General features: G+C 62.4%; 18 protein-coding genes. 10 read left to right on the top strand and 8 right to left on the bottom strand.

Annotated features, from left to right (window positions below; translation table 11 throughout):
* The first annotated feature begins 63 nt into the window (after window positions 1-63).
* The 9 genes from AC2ETI_RS27395 (at window position 64) to AC2ETI_RS27355 (ending at window position 9,917) form a co-directional block, all read left to right on the top strand.
* Window positions 64-432, top strand: a complete 369-nt coding sequence (locus AC2ETI_RS27395; protein WP_020909773.1) for an ArsR/SmtB family transcription factor — start codon at window positions 64-66, stop codon at window positions 430-432.
* 45 nt (window positions 433-477) lie between these two features.
* The gene (locus AC2ETI_RS27390) at window positions 478-1,884 is read left to right on the top strand and encodes a substrate-binding protein (RefSeq protein ID WP_047889983.1); all 1,407 of its coding nucleotides are present in this window, start codon (window positions 478-480) and stop codon (window positions 1,882-1,884) included.
* Between the two features lie 114 nt (window positions 1,885-1,998).
* Complete coding sequence (locus AC2ETI_RS27385; protein ID WP_483634675.1) at window positions 1,999-3,564, top strand: amidase; 1,566 nt, start codon at window positions 1,999-2,001, stop codon at window positions 3,562-3,564.
* A gap of 73 nt (window positions 3,565-3,637) precedes the next feature.
* Window positions 3,638-4,261 (top strand): nitrile hydratase subunit alpha, encoded by a 624-nt coding sequence (gene nthA, locus AC2ETI_RS27380; RefSeq protein WP_042953455.1) that lies wholly within the window; start codon window positions 3,638-3,640, stop codon window positions 4,259-4,261.
* A 26-nt stretch (window positions 4,262-4,287) separates the two neighbouring features.
* A complete protein-coding gene (gene nthB, locus AC2ETI_RS27375) occupies window positions 4,288-4,926 on the top strand; it encodes a nitrile hydratase subunit beta (RefSeq protein ID WP_019746133.1) in 639 nt (212 codons plus the stop codon).
* A gap of 98 nt (window positions 4,927-5,024) precedes the next feature.
* Entirely contained in the window at window positions 5,025-6,224 is a 1,200-nt protein-coding gene (gene zigA, locus AC2ETI_RS27370) for a zinc metallochaperone GTPase ZigA (RefSeq protein WP_279163304.1), read from the top strand.
* A 31-nt stretch (window positions 6,225-6,255) separates the two neighbouring features.
* Window positions 6,256-7,197 carry an SMP-30/gluconolactonase/LRE family protein gene (locus AC2ETI_RS27365; protein ID WP_317559038.1) on the top strand — a complete coding sequence of 314 codons (942 nt, stop codon included), beginning with the start codon at window positions 6,256-6,258 and terminating at the stop codon, window positions 7,195-7,197.
* 151 nt (window positions 7,198-7,348) lie between these two features.
* Window positions 7,349-9,166 (top strand): ABC transporter substrate-binding protein/permease, encoded by a 1,818-nt coding sequence (locus AC2ETI_RS27360; RefSeq protein WP_021346139.1) that lies wholly within the window; start codon window positions 7,349-7,351, stop codon window positions 9,164-9,166.
* Between the two features lie 4 nt (window positions 9,167-9,170).
* On the top strand, window positions 9,171-9,917 hold the full coding sequence (locus tag AC2ETI_RS27355; RefSeq protein WP_046379686.1) for an amino acid ABC transporter ATP-binding protein: 747 nt from the start codon (window positions 9,171-9,173) through the stop codon (window positions 9,915-9,917).
* Here AC2ETI_RS27355 and AC2ETI_RS27350 read toward each other — a convergent pair.
* The 7 genes from AC2ETI_RS27350 to AC2ETI_RS27320 form a co-directional block, all read right to left on the bottom strand.
* Complete coding sequence (locus tag AC2ETI_RS27350; protein WP_477847756.1) at window positions 9,903-11,084, bottom strand: RNA polymerase sigma factor; 1,182 nt, start codon at window positions 11,082-11,084, stop codon at window positions 9,903-9,905. The two genes, AC2ETI_RS27355 and AC2ETI_RS27350, sit on opposite strands and share 15 nt — an antisense overlap.
* Window positions 11,085-11,092: 8 nt before the next feature.
* Window positions 11,093-11,500: a YciI family protein gene (locus AC2ETI_RS27345; RefSeq protein WP_021346141.1), complete on the bottom strand. Its 408-nt coding sequence runs from the start codon at window positions 11,498-11,500 to the stop codon at window positions 11,093-11,095.
* Window positions 11,501-11,653: 153 nt separating this feature from the next.
* Window positions 11,654-12,268, bottom strand: coding sequence for a response regulator transcription factor (locus tag AC2ETI_RS27340; protein ID WP_019746140.1), 615 nt, complete (start codon window positions 12,266-12,268; stop codon window positions 11,654-11,656).
* A complete protein-coding gene (locus tag AC2ETI_RS27335) occupies window positions 12,265-13,407 on the bottom strand; it encodes a sensor histidine kinase (RefSeq protein WP_483634674.1) in 1,143 nt (380 codons plus the stop codon). Before AC2ETI_RS27335 ends, AC2ETI_RS27340 begins: the two co-directional genes overlap by 4 nt.
* 21 nt (window positions 13,408-13,428) lie before the next feature.
* Window positions 13,429-14,220, bottom strand: a complete 792-nt coding sequence (locus tag AC2ETI_RS27330) for an ABC transporter permease (protein WP_070797551.1) — start codon at window positions 14,218-14,220, stop codon at window positions 13,429-13,431.
* Window positions 14,217-15,155, bottom strand: a complete 939-nt coding sequence (locus AC2ETI_RS27325; RefSeq protein ID WP_019746143.1) for an ABC transporter ATP-binding protein — start codon at window positions 15,153-15,155, stop codon at window positions 14,217-14,219. Before AC2ETI_RS27325 ends, AC2ETI_RS27330 begins: the two co-directional genes overlap by 4 nt.
* The gene (locus tag AC2ETI_RS27320) at window positions 15,152-15,388 is read right to left on the bottom strand and encodes a hypothetical protein (protein ID WP_019746144.1); all 237 of its coding nucleotides are present in this window, start codon (window positions 15,386-15,388) and stop codon (window positions 15,152-15,154) included. The genes AC2ETI_RS27325 and AC2ETI_RS27320 overlap by 4 nt, the downstream gene beginning before the upstream one ends.
* 234 nt (window positions 15,389-15,622) lie before the next feature.
* Between AC2ETI_RS27320 and AC2ETI_RS27315 the strand changes: the two genes are divergently transcribed.
* Window positions 15,623-17,704 (top strand): PhoX family protein, encoded by a 2,082-nt coding sequence (locus AC2ETI_RS27315; RefSeq protein ID WP_092765776.1) that lies wholly within the window; start codon window positions 15,623-15,625, stop codon window positions 17,702-17,704.
* Window positions 17,705-17,783: 79 nt separating this feature from the next.
* On the opposite strand, the gene AC2ETI_RS27310 is transcribed toward AC2ETI_RS27315, so the two are convergent.
* Window positions 17,784-19,163: DUF7927 domain-containing protein (locus tag AC2ETI_RS27310; RefSeq protein WP_483634673.1), on the bottom strand; the 1,380-nt coding region annotated here is incomplete at its 5' end.

Below are 19,163 nucleotides of genomic sequence, written 5' to 3'. Positions count from 1 at the left end.
GATATGTTGACGAGTGTCGACATATCTCAGTAGAGGCCATCGAGGAAGCGCGGACAGCACACAGTGACTACTCAAAGAAACGAAGAGTTGGCGTTTGCTGTGCTGGCCGACCAGGTGCGCCGACAGATTCTCGACACTCTGGCTACCCACGGCGAATGCAACGCAGGCTTCATCAGCGATCAAATTTCGACGGTCGGTCGCACCACGGTATCCACACATCTCAAGGCGCTGCGGCTGTCCGGAGTTATCGTCGAACGCCGTCAAGGACGTCATCGCTTGTTTTCGATCGATCCGTCTGGGCCCGCCAACGATGCACTCCAGTTCCTGCGCGACGTCCTCGGGCGAGCGCTGGAAGCAGGTTCGAACGCCTCCGAGTTGCCGACCACGGCGACTGAGGATTCCGACGCGGCTTCGGTGCGTCGCCGGGCTTGAGGCCCTGTTTGAGCCCCAGCATCTATTTCAGGCAGGAAGTAGAACGTGCCAGGTCTCTCCGTAACGGCACAGATCGTGACGACGGACCCACCAGGGTCAGCCTTCGAGCGCTTCGAAACGGGGCAACTGCTCGAACTCGAATGTGAGCAACTGACGGTCGGGGCCGCCGTCGCCATCTCCCTTCCCGTCGGCGACGGCGCACGCGCAGATGTAGCCGGAATGCCGATCACTCTGTTGGGGTACGTCGCCGGCGTGAAGCGGGGCCGCTCGGTCGTGATCGTGCACCACCAACCGTGGCGCGGCCGTCTGACGATCCGGTTCTTTCCCGACGGCACCGGCACCCGACTCGTTCTCGAGTCCAGCCTCGATCAGGACGGCATTTCCTGGCTTGCCAACAAGCGCGGATTCGCTCCACCCGAACCTCCGCGCTCCGACCGACATCGGATCGGACTGCTGGTCAGCAAATCCGGCTCGGCGGCTGTATTCGCCCAGGCCACAGAAACACTCGCTGCCCTGGCGGTGGAAGAGATCAATGCAGACGGCGGTGTCGGCGGCGTTCTCGTCGACTTGGTGATCGGCGATGACGCTTCCGACTCGGCGGCCGGAGCGGCGACCGCACTGCGATTGGTGAAAAGCGGATGTCGCGCCATTTTTGCGTGCGTGACGTCGTCGACCTTCAACGCCGCCGCATCTGCGTTGCAAAACACCGGTGTGTTGTTGGTACACACAGTTCTCAACGAAGGAGGTCGATCGCGTCCGGGGATCCTTCGATTGGGTGAGCGGCCACTCGACCAGACGCGAGCGGGCATACCCGCAATGATGTCCGATACCGGTTCTCGCACTTGGTTCCTGGTCGGTCAGCAGTATTCGTGGTCGTTCGGAGCACATTGGGCGGCTCGGCGTGTGATCGCCGAATCCACAGGTTCGGTGGCCGGCGAAGTCTACGTACCGTTGGGAACAACCGACTTCTCACGGATCATCGAGTCGATAGTCGACTCCGGGGCGGAACTGATTCTTTCCACCCTGGTGGGCCATGACGAGGTCTTCTTCGAACGGCAATGCGCCCAGCACGGACTGCGGGCCACCACGCGGACGTTCGCGCTGGTCCTCGACGAGGCCACTCAGCAGCTCATCGGCAATTCCGATGCCGACGGAGTCTGGGCGGCATTCGGCTACTTTCAATCCGCAGCCGGCGAGCACGACCTCGAAAAGCGATACAGCGCAAGCTCGAACGAACTCCTGCCTCCGCTCAGTTCCCTGTCGGAGACAACGTACGAAGCGATCGTCGCTTACGCACGCGCAGTCGAACGAACGTCGGCGGGCGATCCGGAAACAGTACTTCGGCAGCTTGTCACAACGTCGAAAAGCTCGACGGACACCGGCGTTCCACTGCATCGCCCGATCCTGATCGCTGAATCACGCCATGGGCGTCTGTACCCCCGCTCTCTCTGAGCGCGCGTAACCCGAACTTAACGAGTCAATATGTCGATACCTATTGACGCAATTACTGATCCGGCCCTAGTCTGAAAGACAAGTGAAGCCGATCACATCAGGAGCACACTTCTCATGGCGACAATCCGACCTGACGATAATGCAATAGACACCGCTGCAAGGCATTACGGCATCACTCTCGACCAATCAGCCCGGCTCGAGTGGCCGGCACTGATCGACGGAGCACTGGGCTCCTACGACGTCGTCGACCAGTTGTACGCCGACGAGGCAACCCCGCCGACCACGTCACGCGAGCATGTGGTGCCAACTGCGAACGAAAACCCCTTGAGCGCTTGGTATGTGACCACAAGCATCCCGCCGACGTCGGACGGCGTCCTGACCGGCCGACGCGTGGCGATCAAGGACAACGTGACCGTGGCCGGAGTTCCGATGATGAACGGATCTCGGACGGTAGAGGGATTCACTCCGTCTCGCGACGCAACTGTGGTCACTCGACTACTGGCGGCCGGTGCAACCGTCGCAGGCAAAGCTGTGTGTGAGGACCTGTGTTTCTCCGGTTCGAGCTTCACACCGGCAAGCGGACCGGTCCGCAATCCATGGGACCCACAGCGTGAAGCAGGTGGATCATCCGGTGGCAGTGCAGCTCTCGTTGCAAACGGTGACGTCGATTTTGCCATCGGCGGAGATCAAGGCGGATCGATCCGGATCCCGGCGGCATTCTGCGGCGTCGTCGGACACAAGCCGACGTTCGGGCTCGTCCCGTATACCGGCGCATTTCCCATCGAGCGGACAATCGACCATCTCGGCCCGATCACACGCACGGTCCACGATGCCGCACTGATGCTCTCGGTCATCGCCGGTCGCGACGGTAACGACCCACGCCAAGCCGACTGCGTCGAAGCAGGTGACTATCTGTCCACCCTCGACTCCGATGTGGATGGTCTGCGAATCGGGATCGTTCGAGAAGGTTTCGGGCACGCGGTCTCACAGCCCGAGGTCGACGACGCAGTCCGCGCAGCGGCACACAGTCTGACCGAAATCGGTTGCACGGTAGAGGAAGTAAACATCCCGTGGCACCTGCATGCTTTCCACATCTGGAACGTGATCGCCACGGACGGTGGTGCCTACCAGATGTTGGACGGCAACGGATACGGCATGAACGCCGAAGGTTTGTACGATCCGGAACTGATGGCACACTTTGCTTCTCGACGCATTCAGCACGCCGACGCTCTGTCCGAAACCGTCAAACTAGTGGCCCTGACCGGCCACCACGGCATCACCACCCTCGGCGGCGCGAGCTACGGCAAAGCCCGGAACCTCGTACCGCTCGCCCGCGCCGCCTACGACACTGCCTTGAGACAATTCGACGTCCTGGTGATGCCCACACTGCCCTACGTCGCATCCGAATTGCCGGCGAAGGACGTGGATCGTGCAACCTTCATCACGAAGGCTCTCGGGATGATCGCCAACACGGCACCATTCGACGTGACCGGACATCCGTCCCTGTCCGTTCCGGCCGGCCTGGTAAACGGGCTTCCGGTCGGAATGATGATCACCGGCAAGACCTTCGACGATGCGACGGTCCTCCGAGTCGGGCGCGCATTCGAAAAGCTTCGCGGCGCGTTTCCGACGCCTGCCGACCACATCTCCGACTCTGCACCACAACTCAGCCTCACCTAGTCCTGTATCCGCACTTGCACAAAAAATTCCACCGATTCACACATGATCAGCCCGCATAGAAAAGGTGAACCAGATGTCAGTAACGATCGACCACACAACGGAGAACGCCGCACCGGCCCAGGCGCCGGTCTCCGATCGCGCGTGGGCCCTGTTCCGCGCACTCGACGGTAAGGGATTGGTACCCGACGGTTACGTCGAGGGATGGAAGAAGACCTTCGAGGAGGACTTCAGTCCAAGGCGCGGAGCGGAATTGGTCGCGCGGGCTTGGACCGACCCCGATTTCCGGCAACTGCTTCTCACCGACGGTACCGCCGCGGTTGCCCAGTACGGATATCTGGGCCCCCAGGGCGAATACATCGTGGCAGTCGAAGACACCCCGACCCTCAAGAACGTGATCGTGTGCTCGCTGTGTTCATGCACCGCGTGGCCCATCCTCGGTCTGCCGCCGACCTGGTACAAGAGTTTCGAATACCGTGCACGCGTGGTCCGCGAGCCACGGAAGGTTCTCTCCGAGATGGGAACCGAGATCGCGTCGGACGTCGAGATCCGCGTCTACGACACCACCGCCGAAACTCGGTACATGGTCCTACCGCAACGTCCCGCAGGAACCGAAGGCTGGAGCCGGGAACAACTGCAGGAAATCGTCACCAAGGACTGCCTGATCGGCGTCGCAGTCCCGCAGGTCCCCACCGTCTGACCACCCCGACAAGAAAGAAGCACACCATGGATGGAGTACACGATCTTGCCGGAGTTCAAGGCTTCGGCAAAGTCCCGCATACCGTCAACGCCGACATCGGCCCCACCTTCCACGCCGAGTGGGAACACCTGCCGTACAGCCTGATGTTCGCCGGTGTCGCCGAACTCGGGGCCTTCAGCGTCGACGAAGTTCGATACGTCGTCGAGCGGATGGAGCCCCGCCACTACATGATGACCCCGTACTACGAGCGGTACGTCATCGGCGTCGCGGCGCTGATGGTCGAAAAGGGAATCCTGACGCAGGAAGAGCTCGAAAGCCTTGCGGGAGGACCGTTCCCACTCTCCCGGCCCAGCGAATCCGAAGGCCGACCGGCTCGCATCGACACAACCACCTTCGAGGTCGGTCAGCGAGTACGTGTGCGAGACGAATACGTTCCCGGGCATATTCGAATGCCTGCGTACTGCCGAGGACGCGTGGGGACCATCGCTCACCGGACCACCGAGAAGTGGCCGTTCCCCGACGCAATCGGTCACGGCCGCAACGACGCCGGCGAAGAACCCACCTACCACGTGACGTTCGCTGCGGAGGAATTGTTCGGCAGCGACACCGACGGCGGCAGCGTCGTTGTCGACCTCTTCGAGGGTTACCTCGAGCCTGCGGCCTGATCTTCCAGCATTCCAGGCGGCGGTCACGCGATCGCAGCGGTTCGCGTGACCGCCGCCTGATCACAACGATTCACTCATTCGGAAGGACACTGGAAATCATGGTCGACACACGACTTCCGGTCACGGTGCTGTCAGGTTTCCTGGGCGCCGGGAAGACGACGCTACTCAACGAGATCCTGCGCAATCGGGAGGGCCGCCGGGTTGCGGTGATCGTCAACGACATGAGCGAAATCAACATCGACAGTGCAGAAGTCGAGCGTGAGATCTCGCTCAGTCGCTCCGAGGAGAAACTGGTCGAGATGACCAACGGCTGCATCTGCTGCACTCTGCGAGAGGATCTTCTTTCCGAGATAAGCGCCTTGGCCGCCGATGGCCGATTCGACTACCTTCTCATCGAATCTTCGGGCATCTCCGAACCGCTGCCCGTCGCGGAGACGTTCACCTTCATCGATACCGACGGCCATGCCCTGGCCGACGTCGCCCGACTCGACACCATGGTCACAGTCGTCGACGGCAACAGTTTTCTGCGCGACTACACGGCTGGGGGTCGCGTCGAAGCCGATGCCCCGGAAGATGAACGAGACATCGCGGATCTGCTTGTCGATCAGATCGAATTTGCCGATGTCATCCTGGTGAGCAAGGCCGATCTCGTCTCGCAACAGCACCTGGTCGAATTGACCGCGGTCCTACGATCTTTGAACGCAACTGCTGCGATAGTTCCGATGACTCTCGGCCGTATCCCACTCGACACGATTCTCGATACCGGCTTGTTCTCGCTCGAGAAAGCTGCTCAGGCCCCTGGATGGCTACAAGAACTCCAAGGTGAACACACCCCCGAAACCGAGGAGTACGGAATCGGTTCGGTGGTGTACCGCGAGCGCGCGCCCTTCCACCCACAACGCCTGCATGATTTCCTGAGCAGCGAGTGGACCAACGGAAAGTTACTTCGGGCCAAGGGCTACTACTGGAATGCCGGCCGGTTCACCGAGATCGGGAGTATTTCTCAGGCCGGTCATCTCATTCGCCACGGATACGTCGGCCGTTGGTGGAAGTTTCTACCCCGTGACGAGTGGCCGGCCGACGACTACCGTCGCGACGGAATCCTCGACAAGTGGGAAGAACCTGTCGGTGACTGCCGACAAGAACTCGTCTTCATCGGCCAATCCATCGACCCGTCTCGACTGCACCGAGAACTCGACGCGTGTCTACTCACCACAGCCGAGATCGAACTCGGGCCAGACGTGTGGACCACCTGGAGCGACCCCCTGGGCGTCGGCTATACCGACCAGACCGTTTGATATTGGTCCGATTTGCCGTAAGTTGTGCGCAATGGGGCTATCACGCAACCGAACTCGGGCGTTGTTGATCGTCGCGGCAATCGCAGCCGGGACCGCTGCCGCGGCAATCGCAGCCGGGACCGCTGCCGCGGCGACGCCGGCGGAGGCCACCTGGACAACACCGCCGATGTGCGGCGATTGGCAGGTCGAGACCGTAGCCCAAGGGTTGGAACAGCTCGAAAACCTCGAGACCGATGACAACGGCGGGTTCTACCTCTCCGGCGAGTCGAAGATCTATCACGTCGACGCCGAAGGACAGATACGAACCGTCCTCGACGGCATGGCTGCTCCTGGCGGTTTGCAGCTCGACGGTTCGAGGCTGTCCTTCCTCACCAGACAGGACGGCAAGCTGTGGCAACTGGACACCACGACGGATCAGCTGTCCGCACCCGCCGACTTCGCGGGCAACGGCTTGCTCCGACTTCCCGACGGCGATCTGCTGACCACGTGGGTCGGAACGGAGGGCGGCCCGTCGAAGGGCGTGTCGCGCTATCAACATGACTCCCGAACCGTCGTACCCAATTGGGCCGCAGTGCCACGTTCGGAGGGGCTCGCGCTCAGTCCGGATCATCGAGCCGTGTACACCGATGATCTGTTCACAGGTCAGATCATTCGAGTCCCTGTGGATACCCCTGATGCGTGGGCCGTTGTCGCAACCGTCCCGAGCCCGGTACCCGGTCTCGACGATCTGACCGTGTCGCGGGATGGGATGCTCTACGTCGCTGCTCACCTCGAGGGCGCGATCTATCGTGTAGATCCCGAGACCGGGCAGTCCTGCGTCGTCGCTTCGGGTCTGTCGGGTGGGTGGACCGGGCCGAGTTCAGTGCGTATCGGCCGGGACGGCGACGGCTGGGCGCTCTACGTCACCGGCTTCGACGGGACACTGCGCCGCCTGGTACCTCCGGCGGGCGTCGAACTCGCACCCGTTCGGTAACTCCGTTCTCTTCGAGACGGGATTCTCCGACCTGGCGATACTTAAAATCACGCTGATTTGAAGGCATGCCCGCAGCGCAGCGGCCGCTTGTCCGAAAACTGTCAACAGTTCTACACGGAGAAATGGCTACCCTTAGGTTTACGCTGCTCGCATGTTTTCTTCCGTCGCAGCGAAGATCCGCCTGGTGGTGGCACTGCTCCTCACTGCCCTCCTGGCGCTGACTCTGTCATCGTGCTCGAGTGGTTCGGATTCGTCGGCAGCCCCCACAGACCTGTGTGCACCTCCGGGAGTGGGAGCCGCAACCGCGGCCCCCACCAATCTGGATGCGGCAGCGGGTGCGGGCGCCGAAGACCGCTACACCACGGCCACCGTCACCCCGGTCGATCGGATCGACACCTCGAAGCTGAACTTGATCAAACCCGGGGTCATCACGGTCGGCACGCTCGGTGACGCGCCCCCGAGCATCTGCGTCAACTCCGAGAATCAGTACACCGGATACGACAACGAGCTGCTGAAGGCCGTCGCGGACAAGCTGGGCCTGAAGGTCGAGTTCGTCGGCACCGAGTTCGCCGGGCTCCTCGCCCAGGTTGCCGGTCGACGCTTCGACGTCGGCTCGTCGTCCATCACCACCACAGACGACCGTCGCAACACCGTCGGCTTCACCAACGGTTACGACTTCGGATACTTCTCCCTCGTCGTGCCTAACGGCAGCCCGATCACCGGCTTCGGAGACCTGGACGCATCAAAGCGCATCGGAGTCGTACAGGGAACCGTGCAGGACGACTACGTCGTGAACACGCTCAAGCTCGATCCCGTGAAGTTTCCCGACTACGCCACGGCGTACGCGAACCTCAAATCCGGACAGATCGACGCCTGGGTAGCTCCGTCTCAGCAGGCCGAAGGCGCAATCGCTCCCGGTGACCCGACCTCGATCATCCAGAACACCTTCTCGGTCAACAACTTCGTCGGCTGGGCGGTGAACAAGGAAAACCAGCCGCTGATCGACGCCCTCAACTCCGGCCTCGACGCAGTCATCGACGACGGAACCTGGTCTCAGCTGTACGCCGACTGGGTACCGCGCCAACTCCCTGAAGGCTGGAAGCCCGGATCCAAGGCCGCGGCCACTCCGGAACTGCCCGACTTCGCAGCCATTGCGGCAGAAAACGCAGCAAACGGTGACGGTGGCGATACCGCGTCGTACCAACCGAAGTCGACGCTCGAACAGCTCAAGGACACGTTCTTCGACTGGGATCTGTACAAGAAGGCATTCCCCGATCTCCTCAAGACCGGTCTTCCCAACACCCTGATCCTTGCGCTCGCGTCTGGCATCATCGGCACGGTCCTCGGCATGCTGCTCGCTGTCGCCGGCATCTCGCGCACCCGTTGGCTGCGCTGGCCAGCCCGCGTCTACACCGATATCTTCCGTGGCCTGCCCGCCGTCGTCATCATCTTGATCATCGGGCTCGGCGTCGGACCGATCGTCAAGGGAATCACCGGCAGCAATCCGTACTGGCTGGGCGTCGCGGCGCTGTCACTGCTCGCGTCGGCGTACATCGGTGAGATCTTCAGATCCGGTATCCAGAGCGTCGAGTCCGGGCAGCTCGAGGCTTCACGCGCCCTCGGCTTCAGCTACCGCAAGTCCATGTCGCTGGTCGTCATCCCGCAGGGTGTACGACGCGTTCTGCCGGCGTTGATGAACCAGTTCATCTCGCTGATCAAGGACTCGTCGCTGATCTACTTCCTCGGTCTCCTCGTCACCCAGCGGGAACTCTTTGCCGTCGGACGTGATCTCAACGCCCAGACCGGCAGCCTGTCCCCGCTCGTTGCGGCAGGCTTGTTCTACCTTGCTCTGACCATCCCGCTGACGCACCTCGTCAACTACATCGACAACCGACTCCGGACCGGACGCGCCGACACCTCAGGCACGTTGGATCCGCTCGAGCAGGCCATCGTCGTGGAAAGGGGCTGAGGACATGACCACCAGCTCTCAACTGAAGTCCGTATCGCTCACCGGCAAGGACCTGCATCTGTCCTTCGGCACAAACAAGGTGCTTCGCGGCGTCAACCTGCACGTCGACGCCGGAAACACCGTCACCGTGATCGGGCCCTCCGGTTCGGGCAAGTCGACGCTCCTGCGCGTGCTGAACCGTCTGCACGAGCCTGAGCAGGGTGACGTGCTGCTCGACGGGAAGTCCGTCTTGAAGGACAACCCCGACGAGCTTCGCCAGCGAATCGGCATGGTGTTCCAGCACTTCAACCTGTTCCCACACAAGACCGTCGCCGAGAACATCGCGCTCGGGCCGAACAAGCTCAAGGGGTTGTCCAAGGAACAAGCTCGGGCGCTCGCGCTCGAGCAGCTGGATCTGGTGGGGCTCAAGGAGAAGGCGGACTCGCGGCCCGGCAACCTTTCCGGTGGTCAGCAGCAGCGCGTCGCCATTGCCCGCGCCTTGGCGATGAAGCCCGAGGTCATGTTCTTCGACGAGGCGACGTCAGCTCTCGACCCCGAACTGGTCAAGGGTGTTCTGGCGTTGATGGCCGATCTCGCGAAGTCCGGTATGACCATGGTCGTCGTGACGCACGAAATGGGCTTCGCGCGTTCCGTTTCCGACAAGGTGCTCTTCATGGACCGCGGCGCCGTTGTCGAAACCGGTACTCCGGAACAGCTTTTCGACGATCCCGAGACCGATCGACTGCAGGCGTTCCTGTCACAGGTTCTCTGACCCAGGACGCTTCAGAGATCGACGGGCGTTGATCCTCGACGCCTGAAGCATCAGATGGTCACGTTCGGCGAGGTTGGATGCCTTGTGCGCTGCATCGGCATACAACCTCGCCGCCGTCTCCAGGTCTCCGTCGCGTTCACGGAGATAGGCCTCGACTGCGGCATGGCGCGGAAGTGAATCGTCCAGCGCTGCAAGAGCTGCCAAGCCGGCGCGTGGCCCGTCCGCCTCGCCGACCGCCACCGCTCGGTTGAGCCGGACGATCGGGCTGTCGGTCAGGGCTGCGAGTTCGTCGTACCACTCCACGATCTGCACCCAATCGGTCTCGTCTGCTGTGAGAGCGTCGGCATGAAGTGCGGCAATCGCGGCCTGGGCTTGGAACTCACCCAGTCGGTCGCGAGCGAGGGCTCCCTGAAGGATCACGACCCCTTCCGCGATCGTCTCGGTGTCCCACCGTCCGCGGTCCTGCTCGGCAAGCGGAACCAGGCTGCCGTCTGCGGCAGTGCGCGCGGCGCGGCGAGCGTGATGAAGCAGCATCAGAGCGAGCAACCCCGCCACCTCGGGATGATCGATCGCAGCGGCGAGCTGCCGGGTGAGCCTGATGGCCTCGGCAGCCAGGTCGACGTCGCCGGAGTACCCCTCGTTGAAGACCAGATAAAGGACACGTAGAACGGTGGCGACATCGCCGGGTTGCTCGAACCGCACGCCGGAGACCGTGCGCTTGGCTCGGCTGATGCGCTGAGCCATCGTCGCTTCGGGCACCAGGTAAGCCTGCGCAATCTGGCGAGTGGTCAGCCCGCCGACAGCGCGCAGCGTAAGTGCAACGGCGGACGACGGCGTCAACGACGGGTGAGCGCACAGAAAGTAGAGCTGGAGTGTGTCGTCCACGCCCGGCACCGACCCGCTGACCGGCCGCTCGCCTGGCTGCTCGTCAACCAGAAACTCCCGCTTGCGACGAGCCGCATCCGACCGGATCCCGTCGAGGAACCGCCGCCAGGCCACTGTGACCAGCCAGCCCTTCGGGTCCCGCGGCGGGTTGTCCGGCCAGGTCCTGACCGCCTCGAGCAGAGCATCCTGCACGGCATCCTCGGCCGACGCGAAATCTGCTCCGCGGCGAACGAGGATGCCGAGCACGCTCGGAGTCAGACTTCGAAGCAGCGTGTCGTCCATGAGAGTCGTCAGTCCGTGATGGTCGGCGGCTCGGTCAGGAACGGGCGCAGTTCGAGCCATTCGTGAATCGGCTTCCCGCCTGCGCCGGGCGCGGCCGAGAGCTCCCCGGCCAATTCGACGGCTCGGTCGTAGTTGTCGACGTCGATCACCATCCAGCCGGCAATGAGGTCCTTGGTTTCCGCGAACGGACCGTCGGTGACCGGCGGGCGACCCTCACCGTCGTACCGGACAAAGGTGCCCTCAGGAGCGAGAGCCTGACCGTCGACGAACTCGCCCGCCTTCTCGAGCCGATCCGCGAAGTCCTGCATGTACTTCACGTGGGCCGTGATCTCTTCCGGTGTCCACTGGTCCATCGGCACGTCGTTGACTGCAGCCGGAGCGCCGCGGTAGTGCTTGAGCAGCAAGTACTTGGCCATCGTGAATCTCCTCTGTGTCGGTGCCACCCATTCTGGTCGCACGTCACTACAGGGACGAAGCAAGTCGGGGATTCTCGACATCGCAGGGCCTTCGGCCCTGTGCGCCTTTTTGGTAGTGCCCGCAACCAGAAAGGCGCACGGGGGCCGGAGGCCCTAAATCCACCCCTGCCGGCGGGCGATCACTGCAGCTTCGTGCCGATTGGCCGCACCGAGTTTGGTGACAGCTGACGACAAATAGTTTCGGGTGGTACCCGCAGACAGATGTGCCCGGGAAGCGATCTGCTCGATGGATGCCCCGTCGGCCGCGTATTCGAGTACGTCCGCCTCGCGCGGAGTAAGCGGTGAGTCGCCGGCGCCGATCGCCTCGGCAGCCAACGACGGGTCGACGTACCTCCCGCCGGCATGGACGCTGCGGACCACCTCGGCGAGCGTCGCCGCAGGCGTCGTCTTCGGTAGAAACCCGCGGACACCTGCTGACAGTGCCTTCTTCAGGTACCCAGGACGCCCGTGGCTCGTCACGATGATCGAGACGCACCCCGAGACCGTCTGCGCAATCTGCTGCGCTGTCTCGATGCCGTCGATACCCGCCATCTGAAGGTCGAGCACGGCTACGTGAGGTTGATGCTTTGCAGCAGCGATCACGGCATCCTCGCCGGATTCGGCTTCTGCCACGACAACGATGTCGTCCTCGAGCGACAACATCATGGCCAGAGCCGAGCGGATCAGGTTCTCGTCGTCGGCCAGCAGTACCTTGATCGGCTCGGTCACCGAGACTCCTTCGTTCGGGACGGAAAGTGGGCGGTGAGGGTGAAGCGATCTTCGTCCTGCACGATTTCGACAGTTCCTCCGACGGCGCCGACGCGCTCGCGCAATCCGTTCAGGCCGGTTCCGTTGTTCGGCTCTGCGATCCGTGCGCCGTCGTTGGCAATCACGACGCCGTCCGCGGACACCTCGATGCTGCAATTCTCGGCACTGGAGTGCCGGAGAATGTTGGTCACGCCTTCACGGACGACCCACGCGGCGGCCTCGGCCAGTTCCACCGGCAGTTGATCTGCCGATCCACGTATCGCGGTGGAGATTCCGGCGGCCTCGAGCAGAGACTGCGCACCAGCCAACTCGGACGCCAAGGCGATGGACCGGTATCCCCGAACCAACTCGCGCGCTTCGTCGAGAGAATCTTGCGCAAGTTCGCGTACTTCGTCCATCTGCGCGGCTGCACGATCGTCGCCGCGTCGTGAAAGTGTCGCTGCTAGTTCGCTTTTCACCGCAATTGCAGACAGTGCCCGCCCGACGACGTCATGGAGATCGCGCGAAAATCGCAATCGCTCCTCGGCGACGGACAGGGCAGCGGCAGCTCCGCGAGCCTCGTCCAATTCGGTGACCATGCGAAGCAGCCACACCGACATGTAGACGGTCAGCCCCATGAAGGCGGCGACGATTCCGACGGACACGCCGCTTTCCGGACCCGCAAGCAGTCCCAGTACAACCCCGGCGGCCACCGAGCCCACGATCAGCCAGCGCAACGACGTCAACCCGGCAAGGGGCACGACAAGGATTGCCGCCAGCCAGAAGTACGGACCGTTCTCGCCATTGCTTCCCAAGGCGATTCCCGCCGAGCAGAACGCCGACAACGTCATCACGGCAAGAGGAATCTGGACGGGCTTGGCCACGACTCCACCCAGATCTGGCATCCGAGACACGGCGATGGCGCACGCAACGGCACTGATCCCGAGGAAGACACCCGACAGGTACCGATCCGCAACGATCTCGGTGACCGCACCGAAGCCACCGAAAACCACTGCGACCATGATGAACGATTGCCGCGTGTAGAGGCGAACCTTGTCGACGTTCGACGCGGTTCGCCACGTCCGTCTCGGATTCCAGCGTCCGAAGTTCTGCGCGATCATGCCCACTACCTTCTCAGAGTTCTACGAACGCGGTTCCCAGCGGAAGTGGACGTTCGCGATCAGAACCGAACCGACGATCCACGCCAGCATGACCAACAGCGGTTGCCCAGCCGAACCGAAGGTGTCGACAAATCCGGCCGCCGCACCGGGCGCATCGCCCAGATCAGCCAGTTCGCCAGTGGTCCGCCCCAGCCATCCGAGATTGAGAAGGTCGACTACTGCGGCCAGCGGAGTGAAATCGAGAATGCGAGCAATGTTGTCCGGCACGACATTCCTGATCGAAGACATACCTGCCGTCGCCAGAATCAGAATCGGCATGCAGGTGATCTGCGCCGCCTCTGCATTTCGCGTGACAGCCGAAGTGATCAACGCCAGCGCCGTGAAGAGCGCGGCGCCGCCGATCACCGCGACCAGCACCAGCACCGGATTGACCGGGGCACTGCCGCCCAGAACCATCACAGCGATTCCGATGACCACCGTCAACAGCGCGGTGAGAACCCACGACGGCACTGCCGGGCCCGCCAGGATCTCGGCGTCGCTGCATTCCCCGGTCCGTAGTCGCTTGAGAACCAACTCGTCACGACGCGTCGCGTACACCGACAGCAAGTTGTAGAAGACCACGAAGACGAGAAGGAACAGCGCAAATACCTCGAGGCCTGCCGACACCGACTTGTCCGACAGCCCGCCGTCTCGCGACAGGTACAGCATTCCCACGGGAAAGATCAGCGGGAGGACGATTGCATTGAAGAGCAACAGTCGATTTCGTCCCAGGAGCGTGAACTCCGAACGAGACAGGGTTGCGATGCGGTTCATGCCGACGCTCCTTCGAGAGTTGCGTGATGATCGAATTGGTCTGCAATGGAGAGGAATACTGTCTCCAGGGACGCCGCTCGGGCATCCAAGCCGGTCAGCAAGACATCATTGTGCTGCGCCCACAGCAGCAGTTCCGTCAGCGTCTCCTGGACGGTGCGAGTGGTGATCAGCACCAGATCGTTTTCGACGCGCACCTCGGCGCCGGCCAGCGCTGGGAGCGGAAGGCCTGGGCGGTGCAGTTTGATCTGGGCGGGATGATCTGCGACGACGTCCGCCACGGTTCCGCTGCGCACGACCGATCCACGGTGCATGATCGCCAATTGGTCGCACAAGGATTCAGCTTCGTCGAGATAGTGCGTCGTCAACATGATGGTGACGCCCGACGCTTTCAAGTCAGCGATCAATTGCCAAGTGTTACGACGACTTTCGGGATCCAAACCAGTAGTCGGTTCGTCGAGGAACAGTACGAGTGGCCGGCCGATGATCGCGCACGCCAGATCCAGTCGGCGCGCTTCACCGCCCGAGAGGAACTTCACGCGGGTATCGCCACGGTCACGCATGTCCACGCGCTCGAGCACCTCGTCGACGGGAAGCGGATTCGAGCACGTTCCGGCCCACATCGCCAAACTCTCACGAGCAGTCAGGTCTTGGGGAAGCCCACCCTTCTGGAGCATGATGCCAAGCGACGGTCGAATCTGCTTGCGGTTGCGCACCGGATCCATTCCCAGAACGCGCACCGTACCGGCGCTGGCTCGTGAAAGGCCCTGAATCACTTCGAGAGTGGATGTCTTGCCGGCACCGTTTGTTCCGAGGAGGCCGAACAGCTCGCCTTCCTGAACACTCAGATCCAGATTGCGAACAGCATCGAACGCCTCCTTGCCGGAGCCATAGCGCCGCGACATTCCGACTACGTCGATCACGGGATCGCCCTTCATCGCTGCGCCTCCTCTCGGTTCCAGCTGCGCAGTCCGATCGTGAATCGAATGCCCGCGTAGACCGCGAGAGCGGCAACAAGAATCCAGGACACCGGATTGGAGCCGATGATCGCGAATACCCCTCCGATGATCGCGATGTTCACCACGATCACAACAAGTTCGCGGCCCATCGTGGGTGCGGGTCCGATGTCCATCAGGTCCGTCAGGAGGCTTCCCTCATGTGGTTCTCTCATGCCTCCAAGCCTCGCGGGAAGTCCGCGACGAAAACAGTGCACCGCGTCATCACCTGCGGTGACACCGTCATGGATCGGCGATGACAAATGTCATGCGACGTCCCCGCGGGGACGCGTCGTAAATTGCAGGTAAGGGTCGCCTCGTTGTTTTGCCGTTCATTTTTACGTTCCTTTACCCTCGCTTAGAGCTTCTACGGTTCCCGAAGTCCGTACATCGAATCTCGGGAGTTCACGGTGGCTATCAAGCCTTTGGCCTTGTTCGTCAAACACGACGGCGTGTCTGCACGCGCGTCGATCACCTGCCAGTACAAGTGCGGAAACGCGTGCTCTCATGAGGTCCCCAACACCTCGGGCGGCGAATACTTCCGCGATATCGCACGCACGGCACTGACTCGTCGCGGCATGCTCCGGGGCAGCGGCATGGCAGTGCTCGCGGTGGGAGCGGGCAGCGCCCTCGTCGCATGTTCGGACGAATCCGCAAGTGCCGAACCGGGAACCGGTTCGACGAGCGGCAGCAGCGGCGGAACCACACCAGCGGGGACGAACTTCGACGCCGTCGCGCCCAACAAGGAAGACAAGGTCACCGTCCCTGACGGATACGATCAGGCCGTCGTCATCCGTTGGGGTGACGCCGTTCTCGCCGGAGCCCCGGCATTCGACTTCGACAAGCAGACTGCGGCTGCACAGGAACTGCAGTTCGGATTCAACAACGACTTCGCCGGATTGCTCCCGGTCGACGGGCAGCCCAACACCTACCTCCTCGTGGTCAATCACGAATACTCCACCGAGCCGGCGATGTTCCGCGGCTACGATGCGGAGAACCCGACCGAGGAGCAGTTCAAGATCGGCCTGGCCAGCCACGGACTGTCGGTCGTCCAGGTCAAGGGCGAATCCGACAACGGCAAGCTGGTACCGGAGATCGGATCGAACAACCGCCGCATCACCGGAACCACGGAGTTTGTCGTGACCGGCCCCGCTGCAGGTAGCGACTTCCTCAAGACGAGTGCCGATCCCACGGGAACCAAAGTGCTCGGCACCCTCAACAATTGCGCTGGCGGCGTCACACCTTGGGGCACAGTGCTTTCCGGCGAAGAGAACTTCAACCAGTACTTCGCGAACGCCGAGGGTGTCACCGATCCCACGGTGGCAGCCCGGCTGAAGCGCTACGGTCTGGCCGGAGCCGCTTCCGAGCGAAAGTGGGAACGCTTCGACAAGCGGTTCGATCTGGTCGCAGAACCCAACGAGGTCAACCGATTCGGATACGTCGTCGAGATCGATCCCTGGGATCCGTCGTCGACTCCGATCAAGCACACAGCGCTCGGACGTTTCAAGCACGAAGCCGCCACCATTTACATCACGTCGGACGGCACCGTCGTTGCATACAGCGGTGACGACGAGCGCTTCGACTACATGTACAAGTTCGTCTCGAGCCGAAAGATGCAGGACGGCAAGAGTCAGGCAGCCATGCGCCACAACATGACTCTGCTCGACGCCGGAACACTGTACGTTGCAAAGCTCAGCGGAAACTCCGCCGGCGAGATCGACGGAACCGGCAAACTCCCGTCGGACGGCAAGTTCGACGGAACCGGCGAGTGGGTAGCCATCCTGCGCACCGGCGAAGACGGCAAGGGCGAATCGCTGGTAGACGGTATGAGCGCCGAAGAGGTCGCCGTCTTCACCCGCCAGGCCGGTGACAAGGTCGGGGCAACGAAGATGGACCGCCCCGAGGACTTCGAGGCAAACCCGAAGAGCGGCAAGGTTTACGTCGCACTGACCAACAACACCAAGCGCGGAGTCGACGGTGGCGCCGTGGCCGACGAGGCGAACCCTAGGAACAACAACAAGAACGGCCAGGTCCTCGAAATCACCGATGACCACGCCGGCACCACCTTCGGCTGGAATCTTCTTCTCGTCTGCGGAGATCCGGCCACAGCCGATACTTACTTCGGCGGGTTCGACAAGAGCAAGGTCAGCCCCATCTCATGCCCGGACAACCTTGCCTTCGACCCGCACGGCAATCTGTGGATCTCCACCGACGGCAACGCACTCAAGTCCAACGACGGACTGTTCAGCGTTGTCCTCGAAGGCGAAAACCGCGGTGAGACAAAGCAGTTCCTCACCGTTCCCGTCGGCGCCGAAACCTGCGGCCCCATCGTGGACGAGAAGCGCGTCATCGTCTGCGTCCAGCACCCCGGCGAGACCGACGACGCCAGCATCGAAAGCCCCGCATCCCATTGGCCCGACGGTGGTTCCGCCCAGCCTCGCCCGTCGGTAGTTGCAGCCTGGAAGAAGGACGGATCTCGGCTCGGCTCGTAACACACACGAAAACGACTGTGGGGCAGATCGCATACTCTGCGATCTGCCCCACGTCGTTTACCTCAGATTCTCAAGAGAATCAGTTGTCACCATCCTCGCGACGCTTACGCGTCAGGAGAACAACACCCGTTCCCAGCGCCAGCAGCAGAACCAAACCGCCTGCCGCGAGCAACCCGGTGTTCACGCCACTCTCACCAGCGCCACCACCCGAGTTGATCGTTCCACCCTGAGGAGCAGACGTCGGCGGCTTCGGCTGACCCGGCTGACCCGGGTTTGCTGTCGGCGGCTTCGGCTGTCCCGGAACCGTGCTCGGAACCGGCTGACCCGGAACCGTCGGCGGTACGACGATCGGAGGCACAACGACGATCGGGGGAATGATGATCGTCGGTGTAACCGGCACCGTCGTGTTCGGAACCGTCGTGGTCGGCGGAACTGTCGTGACCGGCGGCGTTGTCGTCGGCGGCGTCGTTGTCGTCACGCCACACGGATCCACAATCTCCTCCGCGACAACTTCTTCTGTCGTGGTCTCCTCTGTGGTGGTCTCCTCCGTGGTGGTGGATTCCTCCGTACCGGTCACATCAGCGTAACCGGCAGTGGTCGCGCTAGCCGTCGTCGTCGCAACCGTTGTGGTCGGAACCATCCGCGTGGTCGTCGTCGGAGGAACACAGGGCTCCGTCGTGACCGGCGGCGTCGTGGTGGTCGTCGGAGGCACCGTGGTGGTGGTCTCCGGCGGGTCCACCGGGTGTTCGGTGCAGAGAGCGTCGCCCGGGACACAGTCCACCGGCGGGTTCTCGCCACCAACCACCAAGTAGTTGTTCAGGACGCCCGGAGTGAATCCGGGACCTGACAACGTTCCGATCTCAGGATTGACCTTGACGGTGTACGTCACCGTCGCGCTCTCACCCTTGGCCAGCTTTCCGGTGACCGTGAAGACGTTGTCGTCGACACCCGAAACAACCAGCGTGGAAGTAGTAGCCGGATTCTTCGTCATTACTGCATCGTCGAGAACATCGGTCAGATCGTCGTAGAAGGTGATCTCACCATCCGCGGTGCCCACATTCTTGAACGTGAGCGTGTACGTGATCTCCTGGCCGCCAACCACACGGTTCGTGGTGGACGGGTCAGAGGACTTCAGTACCTCGATTGCGGGAGTGCCATCAACCGGGTGTTCGGTCGTGACCGGCGGAGGAGTGATCTCCGGACCGGTCGGCGGCTTCGCAGTACCGGTGACCTTGTTGTTGATCAGAACCCCGCCGGCAACACCGTCGTTGATCTTCACCTGGTAGGTCAGAACAACCGACTTACCGGCCTCGAGTGCACCCGTCCACGAGAGCGTGGTGCCCTCGAGGGTCGGAGCAGTCGCGTCGACACCGTCGACCGTTGCCTTGAGCGAACCGTCCACCAACGCCGCGTTGTCGAGAACCTTCGACAGATCATCGGTCAACACCACCGGATCAAG

It is taken from the genome of Rhodococcus sp. MurmanLake-1 (assembly GCF_056945715.1).
This window is presented reverse-complemented; position numbering and strand designations above follow the sequence as displayed.